This is a genomic window from Streptomyces sp. MBT53 (assembly GCF_016654115.1).
Taxonomy (GTDB): Bacteria; Actinomycetota; Actinomycetes; order Streptomycetales; family Streptomycetaceae; genus Streptomyces.
The window spans coordinates 1-21,632 of the sequence record NZ_JAEQAZ010000146.1 but is presented as its reverse complement, the minus strand read 5'-3'; the positions used below and the strand labels follow the sequence as shown (position 1 = coordinate 21,632).

Genomic DNA, 21,632 nt, shown 5'->3' with positions numbered 1-21,632 from the left:
GCCACACGCCGAGCCCCACAGCCCCCGACCACTGCTGCGGCTGACCGCGCCAACCTCCCCCGAAAGGCGTCCCATGCGCGAGGAAGAGAACACCCGGCTCACCCGGACCGGGCCCGGCACCCCGGCCGGCGAGTGGATGCGCCGCTACTGGCAGCCGATCGCCCTGAGCGAGGAACTCTCGGGCGTACGACCGCTGGTGGCACCCAAGGTGATGGGCCAGAACCTGGTCCTGTTCCGTGACGATGACGGCGAGCTCGGTCTCGTCGACCGGGGCTGCCCGCACCGGGGCGCCGACCTGGCGCTCGGCCGCCTGGAGGACGGCGGACTGCGCTGCTGCTTCCACGGCTGGCTGTTCGCACGCGACGGCTCGTGCCTCGACACACCCGCCGAGCCCGTCGAAAGCCCGCTCAAGTCCCGCGTCCGGCTGGGCAGTTATCCGGTCCGCGAGATCAACGGCATCATCTGGGGCTACCTCGGCCCCGGCGAACCGCCCCAACTCCCCGCCCTGGACTGCTTCCAGGCACCCACCGACCACGCCTTCGCCTGGAAGGGGCTGCTGGAGTGCAACTGGCTCCAGGCCCTGGAGGTCGGCATCGACCCCGCCCACGCCTCCTACCTCCACCGCTTCTTCCAGGACGAGGACCCCGCCGACAGCTACGGCAGACAGTTCCGCGCGGCCTCCCAGGGCACCGACCTGCCGATGACGAAGATCCTGCGCGAGTACGGCCGCCCCGACATCGACGCCGTCCGCACCCCCTACGGCATCCGCATCACCGCCCGGCGCACGCTCGACGGAACGGACACGCAGGGCCTGCCGATGGACGGCAGCCGTACCCATGTCCGCATCACCCACCAGGTGTTCCCGCACGCCTTCCACATCCCGCTGGACGCGGAGACGGCGATCACCCAGTGGCATGTGCCGATCGACGACAACTCCAGTTACTGGTATGCCCTGTTCACGAGTGTCGGCGGCCCGGTAGACCAGGCGGAGATGCGCCGGCAGCGGGTCGACGCGGTCACCCTGCCCGACTACCGGCCGCGCTTCGGCCGCGAAAACGGCTACGGCTACGACCCGGTGGAGCAACGCACGACGACGTACACCGGGCTCGGCTTCGACATCAACGTGCACGACCAGTGGGCGGTGGAGGGGCAGGGGGCCGAACAGGACCGCACCCGTGAGCATCTGGGCCGCTCCGACAAGGCCATCGTGATGTTTCGGCGAATGCTCGGCGAGGCCATCAGCGCAGTTGAGCGCGGGGAGGATCCGCCGCTGGTGCTGCCGGTCGAGGAGGCGGGGCGGTTGCACGGTCCGGTCGCGCTGGACGGGATCGGCCCGACCGAGGGCTGGCTGGAGCACTGGACGGCCGTCACCGACAAGCAGCGCGCCGACAGCAGTTGGGCGCGGCCGCTGGGAACGGACGGCTGAGCCGCGTGGGATTCATCGAACGCCACGGCCTGTGGAACCCCGAACAGGCCGCCGCCGCACGGGAGATACTCGGCCGCGCCGAGAGCGGCCAAATGAACGTGGTACGGCTGGTCTTCGCCGACCAGCACGGTCTGCTGCGCGGCAAGACCGTCACCGTGGGCGAACTGTCCAACGTGCTGCGCGACGGCACCGGCATCGCCTCCTCCCTGCTCGCCAAGGACACCTCCGGGCGGACCGTCTTCCCCCTCTTCACCAAGGAGACGCCGCTCGGGCTGCCCGAACTGCGCGGCGCCGCCGACATGGTGATGGTCCCCGACCCGTCGACCTTCCGGATGCTGCCGTGGTCGCCGGGCACCGGCTGGCTGCTGTGCGACCTGCGCTTCACCTCCGGCACGCCGGTCCCGCTGTGCACGCGCGGGCTGCTGCGCTCGGTCCTCGACCAGGCCGACGGACTGACCTACCGCACCGGCCTGGAGGTGGAGTTCCACCTCTTCCGGCTCGACGATCCGCGCCTGGGCCCCGGCGACCAGGGCCAGCCCGGAGCCGCGCCCGAGGTCGGGATGCTGAACCACGGCTACCAGTACCTCAGCGAGCTGCGCTACGACGAACTCGATCCCATCCTCGACGTGCTGCGCGCGAACATCGAAGGCCTGGGGCTGCCGTTGCGCAGCCTGGAGGTCGAATTCGGGCCCAGCCAGGTCGAGTTGACCCTGCAGCCCGCCGACGGTCTGGGCACGGCCGACGCGATGGTCCTGCTGCGCAGCGCCGTCAAGCAGGTGGCCGCCCGCCACGGCCACCACGCCACCTTCATGTGCCGCCCCCATCTGCCCGGCGTGTTCTCCAGCGGCTGGCATCTGCACCAGAGCATGGTCCGGGACGGCGTGGGTGTCTTCGCACCGGAAGGCGGCGAACTCACCGCGTCCGGGCCGCCGTTGTCGCCGTACGGGACCGCCTTTCTCGGTGGGCTGCTGCGGCACGCGCGGGCCACGAGCGCGTTCTCGACCCCGACTCTCAATGGTTTCAAGCGCTTTCGCTCGCTGTCGCTGGCGCCGGACCGCGCGGTGTGGGGCCGGGACAATCGCGGGGCGATGGTGCGGGTGCTGGGTGACGGGCCCTCGTCCACCCGGCTGGAGAACCGGATCGGTGAACCAGCCGCCAACCCCTACCTCTACCTCGCCTCCCAACTCGCCGCCGGACTGGAGGGCGTGGCGGGCGGACTGGAACCGGGACCGGCCGCCGACGAGCCGTACGCGGCCCGCGCCGAACCGCTCCCCCGCTCGCTGGCCGAGGCCCTGGACGCCCTGGAGTCCGACCGCATGCTCGCCGACCGGCTCGGCAAGGACTTCGTGGCGTACTACGCGAGCATCAAGCGAGCCGAGATAGACCGCTTCAGCCAAGAGGTGACCGACTGGGAACAGCGGGAGTACTTCCGTGTCTTCTGACCACGACTCCTCTCCTACGACGACCCAGCGGCTCCTGGTCCGGCAGGTCCGCTGGGTCGCCCATGACGTGGTGGAACTGCGGCTGACCCGGGCCACCGGCGGCGCCCTGCCGGCGTGGGAGCCGGGAGCGCACATCGAGTTGACGCTGCCTTCGGGGCTCCGGCGGGCCTACTCGCTGTGCGGGGAGGTGACGGACACGGAGGCGTGGACGATCGCAGTGCACCGCGTGCCGGAGGGGCGGGGCGGCTCCCGGGAGATCCATGAAACCGCCCTGGTGGGGCGGGAGTTGGAGGTGCGCGGGCCGGTCAACCGCTTCCCGCTGATGCCCGCGGAGGGCTATCTGCTGCTGGCCGGCGGCATCGGCGTCACCCCGCTGCTGCCGATGGCCCGCGAGCTCACCGCACGCGGTCTGCCGTGGCGGTTGGTCCTCGGCGCCCGCGACCGGTCGCGGCTCGTGTACGCCGAGGAGTTGGTGGCGTTGGGCGGTGACCAGGTGGTGCTCGTACCGCAGGACGAGGCGGGTCTGCCGGACCTGGCCGCCGAACTCGCCGCCACCCCGCCCGCGCACGGCGTCTACGCCTGCGGCCCGCAGCCGATGCTCGACGCGCTGACGGCACTGTGCCGGACGGCCGGCTCCGCGCGGGCACTTCACCTGGAGCGCTTCACCGCCGCCGACCAACTCGGCTCATCCGCCGGGGAGTTCGAGGTGGTCCTGAGTCGTTCGGGGCTGCGGCTGACCGTGCCCGCCGACCGTTCCGTGCTGGACGTCGTACGGGAGAAGCTCCCGGACATCCCCTACTCCTGCGAGGAGGGCTACTGCGGCAGCTGCGAGACGGCGGTCGTGGCCGGACTCCCGGTTCACCGCGACTCGGTGATCGAGCCGTCCGAACGCACCGCCGCCACCACGATGATGATCTGCGTGAGCCGCTGCGACTCGCCGGTGCTGGAGCTGGACCTCTAAGTGCCGCCTTTCGCAAGCCGGTTGAGGAGCGAGCGGGGTCGGTACGGGATGACCTCGGCCAGTGAGATGGCGGTGCTGGTGCGGTCGACTCCGTCGATGGCGAGGATCGCCTTCGTGATGCGGTGCAGGTCCGTGGTGTCCCTGGCGACGACCTGGGCGAGGAGGTCGGCGTCGCCGGTGGTGTAGTGCACCTCGATGACTTCGGGGAGGTCGAGCAGGCCTTCGTGGACACTCTCCGGTTCGGCCTGGCTCACCGCGAGCGACATGAACGCGACCAGGCCGTAACCGAGGGCGGCGGGGTCGACGCGGCGGCTGAAGGGTTTGAGGGCGCCCTCGGCCGCCATTCGCCGCAGCCGGGCGTGCACGGTGTTGCGGGCCACGCCGAGGGTCTGCGCCAGGGCCAGGATCGTGGCGTCCGGGTCGTCGTCCAGGGCCAGGACGATCCGGGCGTCCAAGGTGTCCATCTCTGTCATGGTGCGCATTCTGACACCTGGATCACATCTCATTGAGCATCTGTCGCATCGGAGGAGACCTGTGTTGCGCCGATGCCCTGGCGCGTGGTCTAGGTGGTGGTCCGTCTCCCGCCTCCGTCCCGTTGAAGGACCGCCGTCATGACTTCGAAGTCGTACGCCGCCGGTACCGGTGGCTCCTGGATCGTCGTCGTGGCCGCCGGGGTCGCCGCCGGGCTCCAGGTGTGGAAGGTGCCGCCCGCGCTGCCGTACCTGCGGCACGAGCTGTCGTTGAGTCTGGTCCAGGCCGGGACCCTGCTGGGAGTCGTCCAACTGGCCGGGATGCTCGGGGGACTTGCCGTCTCGCTGCTGGCCGAGCTGATCGGTGAGCGGCGCTGTCTGAGCGGGGGGCTTGTACTGCTGTTCCTCGGTTCGGCCAGCGGTGGTCTCGCCGGATCGGCGGCTCCGCTGCTGGCCTCGCGGGCGATGGAGGGTGCCGGTTTCATCCTGGTGGCGGTGACCGGTCCGGGGCTGATCCGGCGCACCGCTCCGCCGGGTCGCTTCACCACGGCCATGGGCTTCTGGGGTGCCTACCAGGGGATCTCCACCTCCGTCGGGCTCGTGGTCGGCGCGCTGGTCCTTCAGATGGTGTCGTGGCGGGTGTGGTGGTGGGGCATGGCCGTGGTCGCGCTGGCGCCGCTGCCGTGGGTGCTGACCCGCGTTCCGCGTGACGACGCGGGCGGTGCGCGGGGCGCGGCGGCCGCCCTCGCGCGCATCGGCCGTACCGTCCGGGCTCCCGCTCCCTGGACCGCCGGTCTCGTCTTCGCCTGCTACACGCTGCCGTGGATGGCCGTGGTCGGGTTCCTGCCGACCGTCTACCGCGACGGTGGGATGACGGGCAGCTGGCCGGGGGTGCTGAGCGCCGTGGTCGGTGCGGTGAACGCCGTCGGTTCGATCGGCACGGCGGCGCTGTTGAAACGCGGCCTGGCCGTGCGCGCCGTCGTCGTGCCCGCCTTCGCGCTGATGGCCTCAACCTCTCTGCTGGCCTTCGCCGTTGACTGGCACCGTGTCCCGGCGGGTACCGCCTGGCAGTTCCTGTGTGTCGTCGCCTTCTCGCTGACCGGCGGGGCGATACCCGCGACGCTGCTGCGCTTGATCGGTGGGCTGACGCCGACGGGCGGTTCGGCTCCGGCCACCATGGGGCTGATCCAGCAGCTCTTCAACGCGGGCAGTTTCGTGGGCCCCACCGTCGCCGCGTGGCTGGCGACCCGGACCGGCGGCTGGCACTCCACCTGGTGGATCACCTGCGGGTGCGCGGTCTTCGGTGCCGTCATCAGCCTCGGGCTCGGCGACGGGGGCGCGTCCTCGCGGGCCTCAAAGTCCGCTACGGCAGGGGCAGTTCGTTGAGGCGGTCGTGGAGATCGGTGCGGAGGGGATCGTCGGCGGGCAGGCCGAGTTCGTCGGTGAGGGCGAGGGCGCGGGTCCATGCCTCGTGTGCGGCGTCGGGCTGCCCGGCGCTGTGGTGACTGTCGCCGAGGCAGCGGAGACAGGCGGCCTCGCTGCGGCGTTCACCGGTGGCGCGGAACAGGGCCGCCGCCTCCCGGTAGCGGTCGACCGCCTGTCGGTGGAGGCCGAGTTGGTGGTGGATGTAGCCGAGGCTGTCGGAGATATGGGCCTGTCCGTCCACGTCACCGGCCTCACGGGCGAGCGCGAGCGCCTGCTCGCAGTGCGCCGACGCGCTGTGGTGGTCGCCGAGTTGGGCCTCCATCCAGCCGATGTGGTTGAGCGCCGCGGCCTGGCCCGCCGGGTCGTCCGCCACCCGGTAGTGCTCCAGGCTCCGGTGGGCGTGTTCCAGCGCCAGGCCGGGGTTGCCCTGGGTGCCCGACATCCGCGAGAGATGCTGGTGGGTACGGGCCTGCCCCGCGTCGCTGCCCAACTCGGCGAACAATTCCAATGCCTGTAAGTAGTGCTGCCTGGCCGGTTCGGGGCTCTTGAGGCGGTCCAGGGCCAGGCCGAGTCCGCGGTGGGCGCCCGCTCTTCCGAGCAGGTCGCCGTCGCGTTCGGCCGCCGCGAGCGCGCTGTGCCCGGCGGTCAGCAGCGCCTCCCACTGGCCGTGCCGGTCCAGGAAGGTGGTCAGGACGGTGACCAGTCGCCACACATGGCCGTCGAAGCCGGGCGGTGGCTGCCGCACGATCTCCAGCAGTACCGGGTGTTCGGCGACGAGCCAGGCCAGCGCTCTGTCGTAGTCCTCGGGCACCATCGGGTTCGCGCCCGCTCTGGGCGCGGCGGAGGCGACGGGGTTGGGCTGCGGGGTCACCAGGACGTCGGCCGCGCGTGCGGAGTGCAGATAGTGGTCCATCATCCGGTGCAGCGCCGCACGCCGTTCCCACTCGTCGTCGTACGCGGCCACCAACTCCCCGGCGTAGACGCGTAACAGGTCGTGGAACGCGTACCGTCCCGGAGCGTGCTCGGCCAGCAGGTGCCCGCCGGTCAGTTCGGCGAGCAGTCCGCGGACGCGTTCCGGCGGGGCGCCGGCCAGGGCGGCTGCCGCGTGCCGTCCGAGGTCCGGCCCCGGGTGCAGTGCGAGCAGCCGGAACAGCCGGGCGGCGGCCGGGCCGAGCGCGCTGTAGGACCACGAGAACACGGCCCGTACCTGGCTGGCCTCCTCGCCGCCGTCGAGCGCGTCCAGTCGGCCGCCCACCTCGCGGAGTTCCTCGGCGAGCGTGCCGAGCGGCCGTCGTGGCTGGGCTGCGGCGCGGGCGGACACGACGGCCAGGGCGAGCGGCAGTCCCGCGCACCAGGTGACGATGTCCGCGACGGCCTCCGGTTCGGCGGCCACCCGGCCGGTCCCGAGCCGCTCCGCCAGGACGTCCCGTGCCGCGTCCGGGGTCAGCGGGTCGACCGCGAGCAGATGGGCGCCCTCGGTCGCGGCCAGCCCGGTGAGCCGGTTCCTGCTGGTCACCAGCGCCATGCAGCCGACCGCCCCCGGCAGCAGCGGGCGCACCTGTTCCTCGTCGCGGGCGTTGTCGAGGACGACCAGTATCCGACGTCCCGTCAGCAGACTGCGGTACAGGCCGACTTGGGCCTCGAGGCCCGGCGGTGTCCGGTCCGGCCGTACTCCCAGCGCGTCCAGGAATCCGCGGACCGCCTCGGTGGGAGCCATCACCGCGCCCTGCGGGTCGAAGCCGCGCAGGTTCACATACAACTGCCCGTCGGGGAAGGCACTTTCGACCCGGCGGGCCCAGTGCACCGCGAGCGCGGTCTTGCCCACGCCCGCCATGCCCGAGACCGCCGAGATCACCACGGCGGCGAACTCGCCCTGCGCCGAGGCGAGGATCTCCTCAAGCCGGGTCAGTTCCTCGTCGCGGCCGGTGAATCCCCGTACGCCCATGGGGAGTTGGGCGGGGAGTTCGGCCGGGCGGGCCGTCTCGGACGGTTCGGGTCGTTTGGCGGGGGCGGAGCGGTGGCCGCGCAGGATCGTCTGGTGCAGCTGGCGCAGTGCGGGTCCCGTGTCGGTGCCCAGTTCCTCCGCGAGGCGTTTGCGGACGGCCGCGTAGCAGTCGAGGGCCTCCGCGCTGCGGCCGGTCTCGTGCAGGGCCCGCATCAGCGCCTCGGCGAGGGGTTCGGCGAGCGGGTACTCGCCGAGCAGGGCGGTCAACGGGCCGATGACGGACGCGGGATCGCTGTGGACCGGTTCCGCGCGGGCCCAGCCGACGGCGGCGTCCTGGTGCTGGCGCCGCCAGGCCTCGCGCATCCGGGCCGCCCACTGCCCGCGCAGACCGGACAGCGGCTCCCCGCGCCACAGGTCCAGCGCCTCGCGCAGCAGCCGCGCCCGCTCCGGGTCGGCCGGGCCCGCGGTCCTCGCCTGGTCCACCAACTGCCGGAATCTGTACACGTCCACCTGGTCCGGGCGGGCCTCCAGGAGGTAGCCGCCGGAGCGCCGCACCACGGACAAGGGTTCCCGCGCGGTCTCGGCGGCCTGCTCGCACACCCGCCGGATCCGGGCGACATGGGCGTGCACGGCGCCGCGTGCCCCGTCCGGCGCGCGCGTGCCCCAGACCCGTTCCATGACCACGTCCACCGCGACGGGACGGCCGATGTCCACGGCCAACGCGGCCATCACGGTACGGCGTTGGGGCGGGCCCACCTCCACCGCGCGCCCCGCCGCAGACAATTCCACCGGCCCCAGCAACTGCACGTCCACCATGGTGTGCGCCACCCCCCGCACAAAGCCTCCTCCTTTCTTTCACGGACGTGTACGCGGCGCGACAAGCCTTCGGCAAGGTTTCCTGCCACCCACCGGTGCCAGTCTGCTGGGGAGCGAACGGGCTCTGACCGAAGCACCGTTCGGGCATCACGGCAGGGCCGTCGCCTGGCGGCTGCGCAACAGGCAAACGGGGGCGAGCAGTGTGATCACAGGGGAAGTGATGGCACCTGGGACACGGGTGCCGGTACGGCGGCCGGATGTGTTATCGGCCGCGACGGGAAACGCCGGCGGAAGGAGTGTGCTGGAGGGCGCGTTCGCGTTGCTGGAGGCGGTGGAGCGGGCCGTGGAGGCGGGGCCGACCAGGCTGGCGTCCGACTGCGGGCTGCCGAAGACGACCGCGTACCGGCTGCTGGAGCAGCTGGCGGATCTGGGCGCGGTCGAGCGGTGCGGGGGGAGTTACCGGGTGGGCCCGCGGATGTTCCGCCTCGGGCGGGCCTGGCAGCCGCATCCCCGGCTGCGGACCGCGGCCCGGGAACCGATGCGCCGGCTGGCCGAGCTCACGGGCACGACGGTGGGGATCGCCGTGCTGTGGAAGGGCGAGACGTTGATGGTCGAGTGGTGTCCCGACGACGCTGTACGGCCCGATCCGCTGCAGACCCGGATGACCTGGCCGTGGTTCACCGCGGCGGGCAAGGTTCTGGTGGCGATGGCCGGTCCGGCGCCGCTGCCGGGCCTGCTGCCCGCGTCCTGGGCGCGGGACGCCGCCGCGATCCGGGAGCGGGGTACCGCCTTCGACCGGGAGGAAGTGGTGAGCGGGGTGTGCTGTGCGGCGGTTCCGCTGTTCGGCACGGGCGCCGCGCCCCTGGCCGCGCTGTGTGTCCTCACGGACCCGGCACACCACTTGGAGCGGCTCGCGGAGGCCGCCCGCCGAACCGCCCGGGTCATCGGCATGGGCCTGCGGGGGCGATGACACCGGGGGCCGACGACGCGGCCCGGCGCTCTTGCGGGGATGAGCACCGGGCCGCGGAGACGGCCGTGTCCGCGGGTACGCCGGTGACTCGGCCGAGCCACCGGCCTCTCGTCGGCGCGGCCCTCCGCCCGGCCCACGTGGGCGATCGGCCACCGTCGCCGGTCCGTCCGCCGCGCGGCGAAAACCCTCTGCTCCCCGGCGATCTCCGTCATAGGCTTACGGCCGCTGTCTGCCGAGGGAGGACACATGGGGATCCGAAGCCTGACCCGCACGGAAGCCGAGCACCGGGCCGCGCTGATCGCGGTCGAGCGGTACGACGTGGACGTCGATCTGACCACGCTGCCCGACGGGTCGGAGGTGCGCTCCGTCTCCACGGTGGCGTTCACGTGTCGTGAGCCGGGCGCGGCGACCTTCGTGGACTGCGCGGCGCGGGTGCTGAGCGCGACGCTGAACGGGGTCGAGGTCGGACCCGGCGAGGACGGACGGATCCAGCTCCCCGCTCTCGCCGCGCACAACGTGCTGCGGGTGGAGAGCGTGCAGGCCGACACCACCACCGGCGAGGGCGTGCACCGGGCGACGGACCCCGGCGACGGCGAGGTGTACGTGTGGATGAGCTTCGAACCGGACGAGGCCCGCTTCGTGTGGGCCTGCTTCGACCAGCCCGACCTCAAGGCCCCGCACGGCTTCACCGTCACCGCCCCGGCCGCGTGGACCGTCACCAGCAACTCCGGTGACGCGGACGTCGAGGAGCTGGGCGCGGCCCGCCGGTGGACCTTCCCCGACACCCCGCCCCTGTCGACGTACAACACGGTCATCAACGCGGGCCCCTTCCACGAGGTCCGCCGTGAGGTGGACGGCCACAACCTGGGCCTGTACGCCCGCCGTTCGCTCGCCGATGTCCTCGACCGTGACGCCGAGGAGATCTTCACCCTCACCCGCCAGGGCCTGGCCTTCTACGCCGAGGCCTTCGCGATGCCGTTCCCGCAGCGCAGGTACGACCAGGTCTTCATGCCCGAGTTCGGCGGGGCGATGGAGAACTACGGCTGTGTGACGTGGTCGGACGCGTTCCTGCGGCGGGCCACGCCGACTCCCGCCGAACACGTGCTGCTCGCAAGGGTGTTGCTGCACGAGATGGCGCACATGTGGTTCGGCAACATCGTCACCATGCGCTGGTGGGACGACCTCTGGCTGAACGAGGCGTTCGCGGAGTTCGCCTGCCACTGGGCCGCCGAGCGTGCCACCCGGCACACCGACGCGTGGGCGAGCCATCTGATGATCGGCAAGATCAGCGCGTACCTGTCCGACCAGGGCCCCGCCACGCACCCGATCCACCAGCCCATCCACGACGTCGCCCAGGCCGCGTCGATCTTCGACAACATCACGTATCCCAAGGGCGCGTCCGTCCTTCAACAGCTCAAGACGTACGTCGGCGAAGACCACTTCAGGACCGGCATGGCCGCCTACTTCGCCCGCCACGCGTGGGGCAACACCACGCTCCAGGACCTGATCGACTCGCTGTCCGAGGCCAGTGGCCGCGATCTGGACACCTGGCGCACGGCCTGGCTGACGACGGCGGGCACCGACCGCTTCACGCTGGAGCGCGACGGCGACACCCTCACGCTGGTGGCCGACGGCAGCCCGCGCCCGCAGGTGCTGGCGGTGGGCGCGTACGGGGAGAACGGCGACGCTCTCGAACGCCGGGCGCTGGTGCGGGTCGAGGTCACCGAGACCCGGACGCCGGTGACCGGACTCCCGCCCGCCGACGTGCTGTTGATCAACGACGACGACCTGACCTTCGCGACGACCCGCCCGGACCCCGCCACCAGGGACGCTCTCTTCCGTACGGCGGCACGGCTGCCCACGGCGATCTCGCGGGGCGTGGCCGCGGCCACCGTGTGGGACATGCTGACCACCGGCGAGGCCACGGCGGCGGAGGCCGGGCGGTGTCTCACCGCGCTGCTGACGGCCGAGACGTCCGACGCGGTGATCGAGCCGTATCTGACTCTCGCAGCGAACATCGCCGAGCTGTGGGCGCCGGCCACCGAGCGGACCGAACTGTCGGCCGCGGTGGCGGCGGCCTGTCTCCGGCTCGCCGACGACCCGGGCCGCCGTCAGGTCGCGCTGCGCGGGCTGGCCCGCACCGCGACGACCCGGGAGGATCTCGACCGGCTCCGCGAACGGGCCGGTGCCGACGTGGACCTGCACTGGCGTGCGCTGGTCCGCGACGCGGAGTTGGGCGGGGAGGTCGCGTCGGAGACCGAGCAGCTGCTCGCCCGGGACCCGGACCCCGACGCCTGGACCCGCGCCCTCACCGTCCGGGCCGCGCTGCCCGACGCGGCCACGAAGGCGGAGGTCTGGCAGCAGCTGACCGTGGACCGTGCCGTCCCCGTCAACTCGGTGGGCCTGGTGGCGGCGGCCTTCTGGCGCCCGGGCCAGGACGCGCTGCTGGCCCCGTACGCCGAACGCTATCTGGAGTCGATACCGAAGCTGCACCAGGGAGGAATGCTCCTGGCGATGAGCTACACGCACCGCCTCTTCCCGTTGCACGCCATCGACCCGACGTACATCGAGCGGGCCCAGGAGGCGTCCAAGGAGGCGGTGCCGGTGGTCCGCACCACGCTCCTGGAGCGCTCGGACGAGGTGAGCCGCATGCTCCGCGCGCGGGCCGGGGTCGTGTGACGGGACGCGTTCAGTGCCCCAACCGGTCGGCCAGGCAGGCGAGATAGAGCGCCATGGCCGTCCGGTACTCGCGCAGCGGGCGGCCGGTGATCTGCTCGATCTTATTCATCCGGTAGACGACGGTGTTGCGGTGGATGTGCAGCGCCTCGGCGGTGCGGACGAGGTTGAAGCCGCTCTCGCACCAGGCGGTGACCGTGGCGCGGAGGGCCGGCCAGTCCGGCTGGGCGCGCAGTTCGGTGGCGGTGAGTTCCAGCAGCCGATGGCGCGCGGACTGGCTCACCGCCGTCACCACCTGGTGGACGCGCAGATCGGTGATCGGATGGACCCGGTCGGTGTCCGCGAACCGGGCGCCGAGGCGCAGCGCGTCGCACGCGTCCTGGTAGGAGTCGTGCAGACCGCCCACGGAGTCGGCCGCCTCGCCGATGCCGGCGCGGGCCGCGAGGCCGTCCTGGGCGGCGATGAGGTCGGTGACGCGTCGGCAGTCGGCGACGAGGGAGGCGGTGGAGCGTCCGGCGGGGAGGCGGTGCAGGACACCGATCCAGCCGGGCGCGGTGGAGGCGACGATGTCCTGCGGGTCGGCGAAGAACTCCCCGACGGTGCGCAGGAGTTCGGAGCGGACCAGGGCCATGTCCCGACTCCGGGTGCCGCCCGGACGGCGGGGCGCGGGGTGCGGCACGGTCACCTCGAAGGCCACGGCGACCCGTCGTAGGCGCAGGTCGTAGCCGAGTTCGGCGGCGCGGAACACGAGGAAGTCGCCCTCGACGACCCGAGGGTCGTAGGACGCGATGTCGGCGAGGAGTTTCTCGGCGGCGCTTTCGGCGAGGAGCCGGGAGCGGAGCATCACGGACTCGCGGAGCAGGATCTCCGTCTGGCGTTTGACGAGCAGGCCGAAGCGGCGGACCTGCGCGGGGGTGCCGGTGATGCCGACGGTGCCCACGGCCTGTCCGTTGGTGATCAGCGGGAGGGTGACTCCCGGGCGCACTCCGCGCAGTTGCTGAGCCTGGGAGGCGCTGTGGGTGGCCGGTTCCTTTGTGCGGACCACGTCCACGGAGGCCTCGTGGAAGCTGCCGACGCGGCTGCTGTCTCCACTGCCGATGACGATCCCCTCGGCGTCCGTGATCAGCACGTTGAAGCCGATGACGGCGGAGGTGTCCCCGGCGATCTCCTGGGCGAGTGACGGGCTGAGCACGGGGTTTCCTCCCGTCGCGGGCGTGTCGGATTGGACGCACCGTACAGGGGAGCGCATAAATCCGGCCACAACTTCGTACGAGGTGGACGATGACGCGCGGCCGGTTGATGCCTAGCGTTTGGGCCCAATCACTTCCCGCCGAGGGCACAGCGCGGTGAACGGCGGGTCCCTTTCAGTGCCGATCCCTCAGTGCCGATACGGAAGGCCCGTGCCGATGATCCGTGTGCGCTCGCTAGTCGTGGCGTTGTCCGCGACGTTGATGTTGTCCACCGTCGCCGCCTGTGGTTCGGGCGGCGACGGCGCCCCGAAGAACGTCTCCGCGAAGACCGCCGCCCTGGGCACCCTCACGCCCGGCGTCCTCAAAGTGGCCGTACAGCCGTACGCGCCCTACACCACTGTGCAGGGCGGGAGGATCGTCGGGCTGGACGGCGACATCATCACCTATGTCGCGAAGAAGCTGGGGCTCGAAGTCAAGCCCCAGGTAACGGACTTCGCGGGCATGCTCGCCGGGGTGCAGTCCCGCCGCGTGGACATCACGATCGGTGGTGTCGCCTGGTCCGCCGACCGGCAGAAACAGGGGCTGTTCACCGATCCGCCGTACTACTCGCCCCCGGCGATGGCCGTGCGCAGCGGCAAGACCTACAAGACGCTCGCCGACCTCAAGGGCCTCAACCTCGGCACGGTCGACGGCTACGTCTGGGTCAAGTCGATCCAGGCCGTGCCCGGCGCGAAGCTGCACGCCTACCCGGACGCCAACGGTGTCTTCGACGACCTCGGCGCCGGCCGTATCGACGTCGGCTTCCTGGACCCGCTGATCATCATCGCGGCGCAGAAGCAGCGCCCGGACCTGAAGATCGCCACCGAGTACCTGACCCCGCCGACCGCCGCCGAGGTCAAGGCGAAGCCGGCCCTCCAGTACTTCCAGCCGTACCAGACGGGCTTCTATCTCCCCAAGAAGGCGACGAAGTTGGAGCAGGCGATCTCCGCGCAGATCGACGCGATGTACAGGAACGGCGAGTTGGCGAAGCTCGTCACCAAGTACGGCGGCGATCCTGAGCAGTTCCTGAAGCCCGCAGCCGATGTCGCGACCGCCCGGCGCGGGGTGGACCGGCCGAGCGACTGGACACCGCCGTCCATCGGGAAGTGAGGCACTGACATGTCGGGTCTCTTCCAAGTCCCCTGGTCCGACTACCGTTCCGACCTGATCGACGCACTCTGGCGGACGATCTCGTACACGGTGGTCAGCTTCGTCGGCGCGGTTCTGCTGGGTCTGGTCGTGGCGCTGCTCAGGCTCAGCAGGGCATGGCCCGCACGCGCCCTCGCCGCCGTCTACACGGAACTGTTCAAGAACATCCCGCTCCTCGCCATCATCTTCCTGACCTACTTCGGTCTGGCCTCGGCGGGCATCCGGCTGGACGTGTTCACCGCCGGCTGTCTGAGTCTCGTCGTCTTCTACGCCGCCTATCTCTCCGAGATCTTCCGGTCCGCGATCAGCGGGGTGCACGACGGACAGACCGAGGCCGGTGAGGCGCTGGGCATCGGGAAGGTGGGTGTCTTCGTCCACATCGTGCTGCCGCAGGCGGTCCGGCAGGCGCTGGCCGGCACCAACACCATGCTGGTGGACCTGCTGAAGTCCACCTCGCTGCTGGTGACCGTGTCCGCCGCCGAGTTGATGTCGGAGGGCAGGCTCATCACCTCGGCCACCTTCCGCGCCCTGGAGGTGTATCTCGTCATCTCCGCCATCTACTTCGCCCTGTGCTACCCGCTCTCCCAACTCCTCCTCCTGCTGGAACGCAAGGTCCGGGCGGGCGTCCCCCTCTCCCCCTGGCGACGACGCAGGGTACGGGCGGCCCGGGCACTGCTCGCCGCCGACCTCGGAGCGACCATGAAGGAGTCGGCCGTATGACCGAGCCCGTCACCACGGCGAAAGTCGACCCAACTGCCCACGCGGAAACGGTCGTTCGCATCGAGGGACTCAGCAAGTCCTTCGACGGGCGGCTCGTGCTCGACGACGTGAGTCTTGAGGTCGGCCGCGGCCGGATCGTCAGCGTCATCGGGCAGAGCGGCGGCGGCAAGACGACGCTGATGCGCTGCGTGAACCTGCTGGAGCGGCCCGACCGAGGCACGGTCGAGGTCGCGGGTGAGGTGGTGCACCGCGACGGCCGTACGGTCTGCCGCGACCTGCCCGGGCTGCGCCGTACGGTCGGCATGGTCTTCCAGCGGTTCAACCTCTTCCCGCATCTCACGGCCGTGGAGAACGTCGTCGTAGCCCAACGCAAGGCGGGCGTACCGGAGTTGGAGGCGTTGGAGCGGGCCGTCTCCCTGCTGCGCCGGGTCGGAGTGGCCCATCGCGGTCTCGCCCTGCCCGACCGGCTCTCCGGCGGCGAGCAGCAACGCGTGGCCATCGCACGGGCGTTGGCGCTCCGGCCCGAGGTGCTGCTCTTCGACGAACCCACGTCCTCCCTGGACCCGGAGGCGACCCGCGAGGTGCTGAGCGTGATGCGCGAACTGGCCGCCGACGGCATGACGATGCTGCTGGTCACCCATGAACTCCCCTTCGCCCGCGAGGTGTCGGACCGTGTCGTCTTCGTCGACGGCGGCCGGATCGTCGAGGAGGGCCGGCCTGGGCAGGTCATCGACCACCCCGAACAGGCCCGCACCCGCGCCTTCCTCGCCGCCTACGGGTCGGCGTCATGACCGGGCCCGGTGGTCCGGTCGTCGTGGTGGGCGGCGGTGTCGTGGGGCTGTGCACGGCCTACTACCTGGCCGAGGCGGGCCTCGATGTGGAGGTCGTCGAGCGGCGCGCGCTGGGCTCGGGGGCGTCCCGGGGCAACGCGGGCTGGATCTGCCTGAGCCATTCGACGCCGGTCCCCGCGCCCGGCGTGGTGCGCTACGCGCTCCGCTCCCTGGGCCGCCCGGACTCGCCCCTGTATCTACGGCCGCTGCCCGATCCGGCGTTCGTACGGTGGCTGTGGCGGTTCTGGCGCAGCAGTACCCCGGCCGCGTTCCGGCACGGCTACACGGCCATCGCCGAGCTGAACCGGGGCACGTTCGACCTCTTCGACGGCTTGCGCGCGGCCGGGGTCGAGACGGGGCTGACCCGGCCCGGCATGGTGCACGCGTTCCTCTCCCCCGCCGAGGCCCGCCACCACCTCGCCGTCCAGCGGCAGATGGCGCACGGCCGCTACCCGCTGCCGGACGACGTGGTCACGGGAGACGAGGCCTGTCTCCTCGACCCCGCGCTGTCCTCCCGGGTCCGGGCCGCCTATCTCGTGGAGGGCGAGGGCGTGGTCGATCCGGAGGCGTTCGCCCGCGCCCTGGGCGAGGCGCTCGCCGCGTCCGGGGTGAAGGTCCACGAGAACACGGAGGCCACGGGGTTCCGGACGGAGGGGAGCCGGGTCACCGCGCTCCGCACCACGACCGGTGAGATTCCCTGCTCGGCAGCCGTCATCGCGGCCGGCATGCGCTCCTCGGATCTGCTCGGCTCGCTCGGGCATCCGCTGCCGTTGCAGGCCGGGAAGGGGTACAGCTTCTCGGTCGACCTCGATCCGGCGCCCCGGCACACAATGTACTTCGGCGAGCGCAGGGCGGTCGCCTCGCCGATCGGGGCCACCACCCGCATCGGCGGGACGATGGAGCTGAGCGGCAACAACAACCGTCTCGACTGGCGCCGGATCGTCGCCGTGGCGCTCGCCAGCAGGCACTATCTGGGCCGCTGGTTCGACGACCCCGACGATCTCGTGAGTCTCATCCGCGATCCGTGGGTGGGCGGGCGCCCCTTCCTGCCGGACGGGCTGCCGGTCGTCGACCGGGTTCCCGGGCACGACAACGCGTTCGCCGCGACCGGGCACGGCATGCTCGGCGTCACCCTGGGCCCGGTGACCGGCCGTACCCTCGCCGACTACGTCCGCACCGGCCACCGACCCGACGTCCTCATGCCGTTCCGCTTCAACAGGGCGCCGTGGAGCGGGGGTTCAATCAGTCGGTGACGTCGCCTCGGTCCGTTCCGGGTGCGGGGCGGACGGCTGTACGCGCAGCGGCCGGGCCGCCCAGGCGGGCAGGTGCCAGTTCCAGCCGCCGAACAGGGAGACCAGGGACGGTACGAGCAGCATCCGCACGATGGTCGCGTCCAGCAGGATGCCGATGCCGAGGCCGGTCGCGAGGGTCTTGAGGTCGGTGCCCGGTCCCGAGGCGAGTGCGGCGAAGGCGAGGAAGAGGATGAGTGCGGCGCTGGTGACGAGGCGCCCGGTGCGGCCGATGCCCTCGACCACCGCCTCGTCGGTGGAGAGGCCGGCGTCGTACCCCTCCCGGATGCGGGTGAGGATGAACACCTCGTAGTCCATGGACAGTCCGAACAGGAACGCGAAGATCATGATCGGGATCCAGAACGTGACGGCCCCGGTGGCGGCGATGCCGAAGATCGCGTTGGAGCCGTGACCGTCCTGCCAGAAGAGGACCATCAGGCCGAGGGTCGCCGCCAGTGAGATCAGGTTGAGCAGCACCGCCTTCAGCGGCAGCAGCAGCGAGCGGAAGGCGCGCACCAGCAGGATGTATGTGAGCAGCGCGATGATCGTGAGCATCAGCGGGAAGTTGCCGTACACGGCGTGCAGGAAGTCGATCTGTGCCGCGCCGACTCCGGCGACGCCGACGGCGCCGGGCAGGTGCTCGGTGGCGGTCTTGACCCGTCTGACGACGTCGACGCTCTTCGAGTTGACGGTCTCGTTGTCGGGGATGACGACGACGATGCTCTGACCGCCCTGGTTGCCGGCGGGCCCGGACGGCACGAACACGCTGCTGACGCCGTCGACCTTGGCGAGTGCGGCGGCGACGGGCTTCGCCTGGTCGGTGCTGACCAGCACCTCCATCGGGGTGAGCGCACCGGTGGGGACGCCGCCGCGTTCGAGGGTCTGCAGGGTGTCGTAGGCGGGCCCGTTCTTGGCGAGCGACTCCGAGGAGGCGAGGCCGATCTTGATGCCGAGGAAGACGCCGACGAGGGCCGCGAGGGCGGCGAGCGCCGCACCGGCCGCGATCCACCGGCGTCGTACGACGGCCGCGGTCCAGCGGGTCCAGAAGCGGCTCGCGCGGTTCTCGTGGCGGATCTTTGGCCAGTCGACCTTGGGGCCGATGCCGCCGAGGATCGCGGGGGTCAGGGTGAGTGTCGTCAGCACGCTCGCGAGCGGGATGAGCGCGCCGCCGTAGCCCATGCTGCGCAGGAACGGGACGGGCAGGACGACCAGGGAGAGCAGGCCGATGGCGACCGTGACACCGCTGAACACGATGGCGTGCCCGGCGTGCTGCATGGCGACGACGACCGCGTCGTGGTTGTCCCGGCCGCGGTCGCGCTCCTCGCGCCAGCGGGTGACGAAGAGCAGTGAGTAGTCGATCGCGACGCCGAGGCCGATGAGGGCGACCAGGAACTGCACGATGAACGACACGTCGGTGGCGTAGGTGAGCGGCAGCAGCATCACGAAGGTCGCGAGGATCGAGACCGCGGCGACCAGGAGCGGCAGCAGGGCCAGGAAGGACGCGAACACGAAGGCGAGGACGGCGAGTGCGCCGACGGCGCCGAGGAGGGTCTCGCCGAGCACTCCGGGGCCGCCCCCGTCGTCGCCGCCGGAGGCAAGGGGGTCCTCGCCCGTCACGCCGACCTTCGCACCCGCCGGCATGGCCTTCTCGGCGGCCGTACGGATCGGGTCGGTCAGCAGCTTCTGGCTGGGGGACGGGTTGAACCGGTAGAACACCAGCGCGTAGGCGGTGCGGTCGTCCTTCGTCCGGAACGCCTTGTCGCCGGTGTTCGCCTCGTCGATGACCCGCAGTCCCGGCGCGGCCGTGCCGGCTGCGGTGAACACACGGCCGACGTCCGTCTCGTGGCCGGTGACGGTCTGTCCGGCGGGCAGGGTGACCGCCACGAGATAGGGGTTGGTGTCGCCGCCGCTGCCGAAGGCCTTCTCGATCTTGTGCGCGGTCACGGTGCCGGGCTGGCCGGGCAGCGAGAAGTCGATCGTGAGCCGGTCCGTGGTCCGGCCGGCCAGCGCGATGCCGGCGATCAGCACGAGACCCCAGAACGCCACGACCGCCTTGCGGTGCCGCAGTACGAATTCGGCCCACCGTCGCATGCCGGACTCCCCGCGTCGTAGGTTGCGCGAGTCTAGCCCGCCGCCCCGTTCATCCGCTATCGGGATAATCCATCCGGTTTGAAGGGATCCGGAAGCACGGAATCCGCGTACGCGCACCTCGGGAAGAGAGCGCGGTCCAGGGCTGTTTCAGCCTTAGGTACCGGATCATGGCCGGACTCCTGAGAACGGAGCAGTCAAGGTGAACGACACGTCGAAGGCCGACATACGGCAGGTGACAGCCACCCCGGCTCCGCCGTCCGACACGCTGGAGCGGGTACGGCGACATCGGCGGCACACCCTGGAACTGCTCACCGTCTGCGCCGTGGGACTGATCCCCTGGACGGTTCTGCTGGCGGTGACGCTGCCGTCCGCCTACGAGGTGCACCAGTGGCGGGTGACCTGGGTCGGGTTCGACGTCCTGCTCGTGCTCTCGATGGCGGCCACCGCGCTGCTCGGCTGGCGGCGCAACCGCGGGGTCATCGTGGCGGCGATCTTCTCGGCGGCCCTGTTGATCTGCGACGCGTGGTTCGACGTGTCGCTCGCCTTCGGCACCGACGACGTCTGGTCGGCCGTGGCCCTCGCGGTCTTCGCCGAACTGCCGCTGGCCGGCTATCTGATCCACCGGGTGCTGGCGATGATCTCCCTCGCCCGCTGGCCGAACGTGGAGGCGGCCACCAGGATCGCCGAGTAGCTACTTGCCCCTGAAAAAAGGATCTGGCCTGGTGGGCGGGCTGTTGCTGACACCTGGTCCCGGGCGGGGCTGGGTTGCCCTTCCTTGTTCACCGGCTGAGGACGGTCATCCGGTGCAGGTTGTAGGCGAAGATCCCGAGTCCTGCCCAGGTCTGTGCGCCAGCGAGGCGGCGCAGGCGGGTGCGGCGGAAGCCGAAACTGCGCTTGAGGTGGCTGATGCGGGCTTCGATGCCGACTCTCCAGTTGCGCATCCGTCGGAACGGGCGGCTGCGTTCGTACTCCCGGCGGGCCTTTACCGGGATGCCGGTGCGTGGGAGGCCGATCCTTCGGACCCCGAGTTCAGCCAGGGCCCGGTCGTTGGCCGCGGTGCCGAAGCCGCGGTCGGCGACCACAGTTGCCGGAACGCGGCCGGTCAGAGCGGTCACCCGCTCGACTGCGGGCACCAGTTGCGGGGCATCGGCCGGGTTTCCGCGATTGACCTGGTGGTCGACGACGAAACCGTCTTCGTCTTCGGCGACCAGCGCGGTGTAGCCGAACTGGGTGGGGTGCTGGGGCTTGCCCTTGCGGATCGGCCGGGCGTCAGGGTCGGCCAGCGACACCATCCGGTCGGGGATCGTGCGGATCCCCGCCAGCCGTAACGCGGTCTGTTCCAGCAGGCGCCGGGTGCCCGCCACCGTCCCGGCCAGCTCACCGACCAGGTGCGCCAGTTGCCCAGTGGGCCGCCCGCGCAGCGCGCGCCGCGCGTTGCGCTCCACGGCGGCAACGTCCTGCAGCGTCGCACGGGCGATGACGGCGACCTCGCCGGTGAGTCGGTCGATCTCGCCCAGGGCCCGGCCGGTGCGCCGCCGTAGAGTGCGGGAGATCTGCTTCAGGCGTTGGCCTGCTGAGCGGCTGCGATCCCGGAATGGAGTGCGCCCGGCGGCGCCGGCGGCCTTGATCCGGCGCACCAGCCGTCCCAGCTTGCGCACTCCGTGCTCCAGCAGGTCGGCGTCCGTGGGATGGTCGATGTCGGCCTCGATCACGGTGGTGTCGATGCGCAGCTTGCGGCACCGCAGCAGCTTCTCCTCGACCAGCTTGTCCAGCAGTGCGGCGTTGAGCTGCTCGCTGATCTGGGGGCCGCTGCGGCGCACGAGTTTAACCAGCGTGGTCGGGTGGGGCACCGGGGATGCCAGTGGAATACGGCAGAACCGCCGCCAGCTCAGCGAGTCCGCCACCTCACGGCAGAGCGTCTCGTAGCCGAGCTGGTAGCGGTGCTTGAGGTACAACAGCCGCAGCAGCGTCTCGACCGGGACCGACGGCCGCCCCAACCGTTCGGCGAACACCGCACGCCACGGGGCGATGAACCGCTCGTCATCCAGATACGCGTCGATGCCAGCCAGCTCGACGGGCAGCTGCCGCGCATGTTCCGGCAGCACCTCCCACCACACGTCCTGTGGCCCGGACACACGCAACATCGCCACCACCCCCGGCCGCCAAGGCCCACCCCCGTTATGTTCTTCGCGG

Annotated in this window: 16 protein-coding genes; 11 read left to right on the top strand and 5 right to left on the bottom strand. The window is 71.3% G+C overall.

What is annotated here, in order from left to right; all coding sequences use genetic code 11:
- The 3 genes from JHN45_RS37205 to JHN45_RS37195 all read left to right on the top strand — a co-directional run.
- On the top strand, positions 1-1,426 hold a 1,426-nt coding region (locus JHN45_RS37205), incomplete at its 5' end, for an aromatic ring-hydroxylating dioxygenase subunit alpha (protein ID WP_236584540.1).
- 5 nt (positions 1,427-1,431) lie between these two features.
- Complete coding sequence (locus JHN45_RS37200; protein WP_201053954.1) at positions 1,432-2,868, top strand: glutamine synthetase family protein; 1,437 nt, start codon at positions 1,432-1,434, stop codon at positions 2,866-2,868.
- Positions 2,858-3,829, top strand: a complete 972-nt coding sequence (locus JHN45_RS37195) for a PDR/VanB family oxidoreductase (protein ID WP_201053952.1) — start codon at positions 2,858-2,860, stop codon at positions 3,827-3,829. Before JHN45_RS37200 ends, JHN45_RS37195 begins: the two co-directional genes overlap by 11 nt.
- Here the strand turns inward: JHN45_RS37195 and JHN45_RS37190 are convergent.
- Positions 3,826-4,311, bottom strand: coding sequence for an Lrp/AsnC family transcriptional regulator (locus JHN45_RS37190; RefSeq protein WP_200711990.1), 486 nt, complete (start codon positions 4,309-4,311; stop codon positions 3,826-3,828). The two genes, JHN45_RS37195 and JHN45_RS37190, sit on opposite strands and share 4 nt — an antisense overlap.
- A 129-nt stretch (positions 4,312-4,440) precedes the next feature.
- Between JHN45_RS37190 and JHN45_RS37185 the strand changes: the two genes are divergently transcribed.
- Positions 4,441-5,685: a CynX/NimT family MFS transporter gene (locus JHN45_RS37185; protein WP_201053951.1), complete on the top strand. Its 1,245-nt coding sequence runs from the start codon at positions 4,441-4,443 to the stop codon at positions 5,683-5,685.
- On the opposite strand, the gene JHN45_RS37180 is transcribed toward JHN45_RS37185, so the two are convergent.
- On the bottom strand, positions 5,663-8,497 hold the full coding sequence (locus JHN45_RS37180; protein ID WP_201053964.1) for a BTAD domain-containing putative transcriptional regulator: 2,835 nt from the start codon (positions 8,495-8,497) through the stop codon (positions 5,663-5,665). The two genes, JHN45_RS37185 and JHN45_RS37180, sit on opposite strands and share 23 nt — an antisense overlap.
- A 286-nt stretch (positions 8,498-8,783) precedes the next feature.
- Between JHN45_RS37180 and JHN45_RS37175 the strand changes: the two genes are divergently transcribed.
- On the top strand, positions 8,784-9,455 hold the full coding sequence (locus tag JHN45_RS37175) for a helix-turn-helix domain-containing protein (protein WP_307783302.1): 672 nt from the start codon (positions 8,784-8,786) through the stop codon (positions 9,453-9,455).
- A 246-nt stretch (positions 9,456-9,701) separates the two neighbouring features.
- The gene (gene pepN / locus JHN45_RS37170) at positions 9,702-12,134 is read left to right on the top strand and encodes an aminopeptidase N (protein ID WP_201053949.1); all 2,433 of its coding nucleotides are present in this window, start codon (positions 9,702-9,704) and stop codon (positions 12,132-12,134) included.
- A gap of 10 nt (positions 12,135-12,144) precedes the next feature.
- On the opposite strand, the gene JHN45_RS37165 is transcribed toward pepN, so the two are convergent.
- Positions 12,145-13,323, bottom strand: a complete 1,179-nt coding sequence (locus tag JHN45_RS37165; RefSeq protein ID WP_201053946.1) for a sugar diacid recognition domain-containing protein — start codon at positions 13,321-13,323, stop codon at positions 12,145-12,147.
- 214 nt (positions 13,324-13,537) lie between these two features.
- Between JHN45_RS37165 and JHN45_RS37160 the strand changes: the two genes are divergently transcribed.
- Genes JHN45_RS37160 through JHN45_RS37145 form a run of 4 tightly spaced genes read left to right on the top strand, consistent with a single transcriptional unit; the run spans position 13,538 to position 17,312 of the window.
- Positions 13,538-14,470, top strand: a complete 933-nt coding sequence (locus JHN45_RS37160) for an ABC transporter substrate-binding protein (protein WP_201053960.1) — start codon at positions 13,538-13,540, stop codon at positions 14,468-14,470.
- Positions 14,471-14,479: 9 nt separating this feature from the next.
- Positions 14,480-15,229 (top strand): amino acid ABC transporter permease, encoded by a 750-nt coding sequence (locus tag JHN45_RS37155; protein ID WP_200711986.1) that lies wholly within the window; start codon positions 14,480-14,482, stop codon positions 15,227-15,229.
- Positions 15,226-16,020, top strand: coding sequence for an amino acid ABC transporter ATP-binding protein (locus JHN45_RS37150; protein WP_201053945.1), 795 nt, complete (start codon positions 15,226-15,228; stop codon positions 16,018-16,020). Before JHN45_RS37155 ends, JHN45_RS37150 begins: the two co-directional genes overlap by 4 nt.
- Entirely contained in the window at positions 16,017-17,312 is a 1,296-nt protein-coding gene (locus tag JHN45_RS37145) for an FAD-binding oxidoreductase (protein WP_201053940.1), read from the top strand. The genes JHN45_RS37150 and JHN45_RS37145 overlap by 4 nt, the downstream gene beginning before the upstream one ends.
- Here the strand turns inward: JHN45_RS37145 and JHN45_RS37140 are convergent.
- Positions 17,298-19,439: an MMPL family transporter gene (locus tag JHN45_RS37140; protein ID WP_201053939.1), complete on the bottom strand. Its 2,142-nt coding sequence runs from the start codon at positions 19,437-19,439 to the stop codon at positions 17,298-17,300. The two genes, JHN45_RS37145 and JHN45_RS37140, sit on opposite strands and share 15 nt — an antisense overlap.
- 199 nt (positions 19,440-19,638) lie before the next feature.
- On the opposite strand from JHN45_RS37140, the gene JHN45_RS37135 reads away from it, so the two are divergent.
- On the top strand, positions 19,639-20,130 hold the full coding sequence (locus JHN45_RS37135; RefSeq protein ID WP_374195663.1) for a hypothetical protein: 492 nt from the start codon (positions 19,639-19,641) through the stop codon (positions 20,128-20,130).
- An 88-nt stretch (positions 20,131-20,218) separates the two neighbouring features.
- Here JHN45_RS37135 and JHN45_RS37130 read toward each other — a convergent pair whose 3' ends face one another.
- Positions 20,219-21,583, bottom strand: a complete 1,365-nt coding sequence (locus JHN45_RS37130; protein ID WP_201053936.1) for an ISNCY family transposase — start codon at positions 21,581-21,583, stop codon at positions 20,219-20,221.
- Positions 21,584-21,632 lie beyond the last annotated feature (49 nt).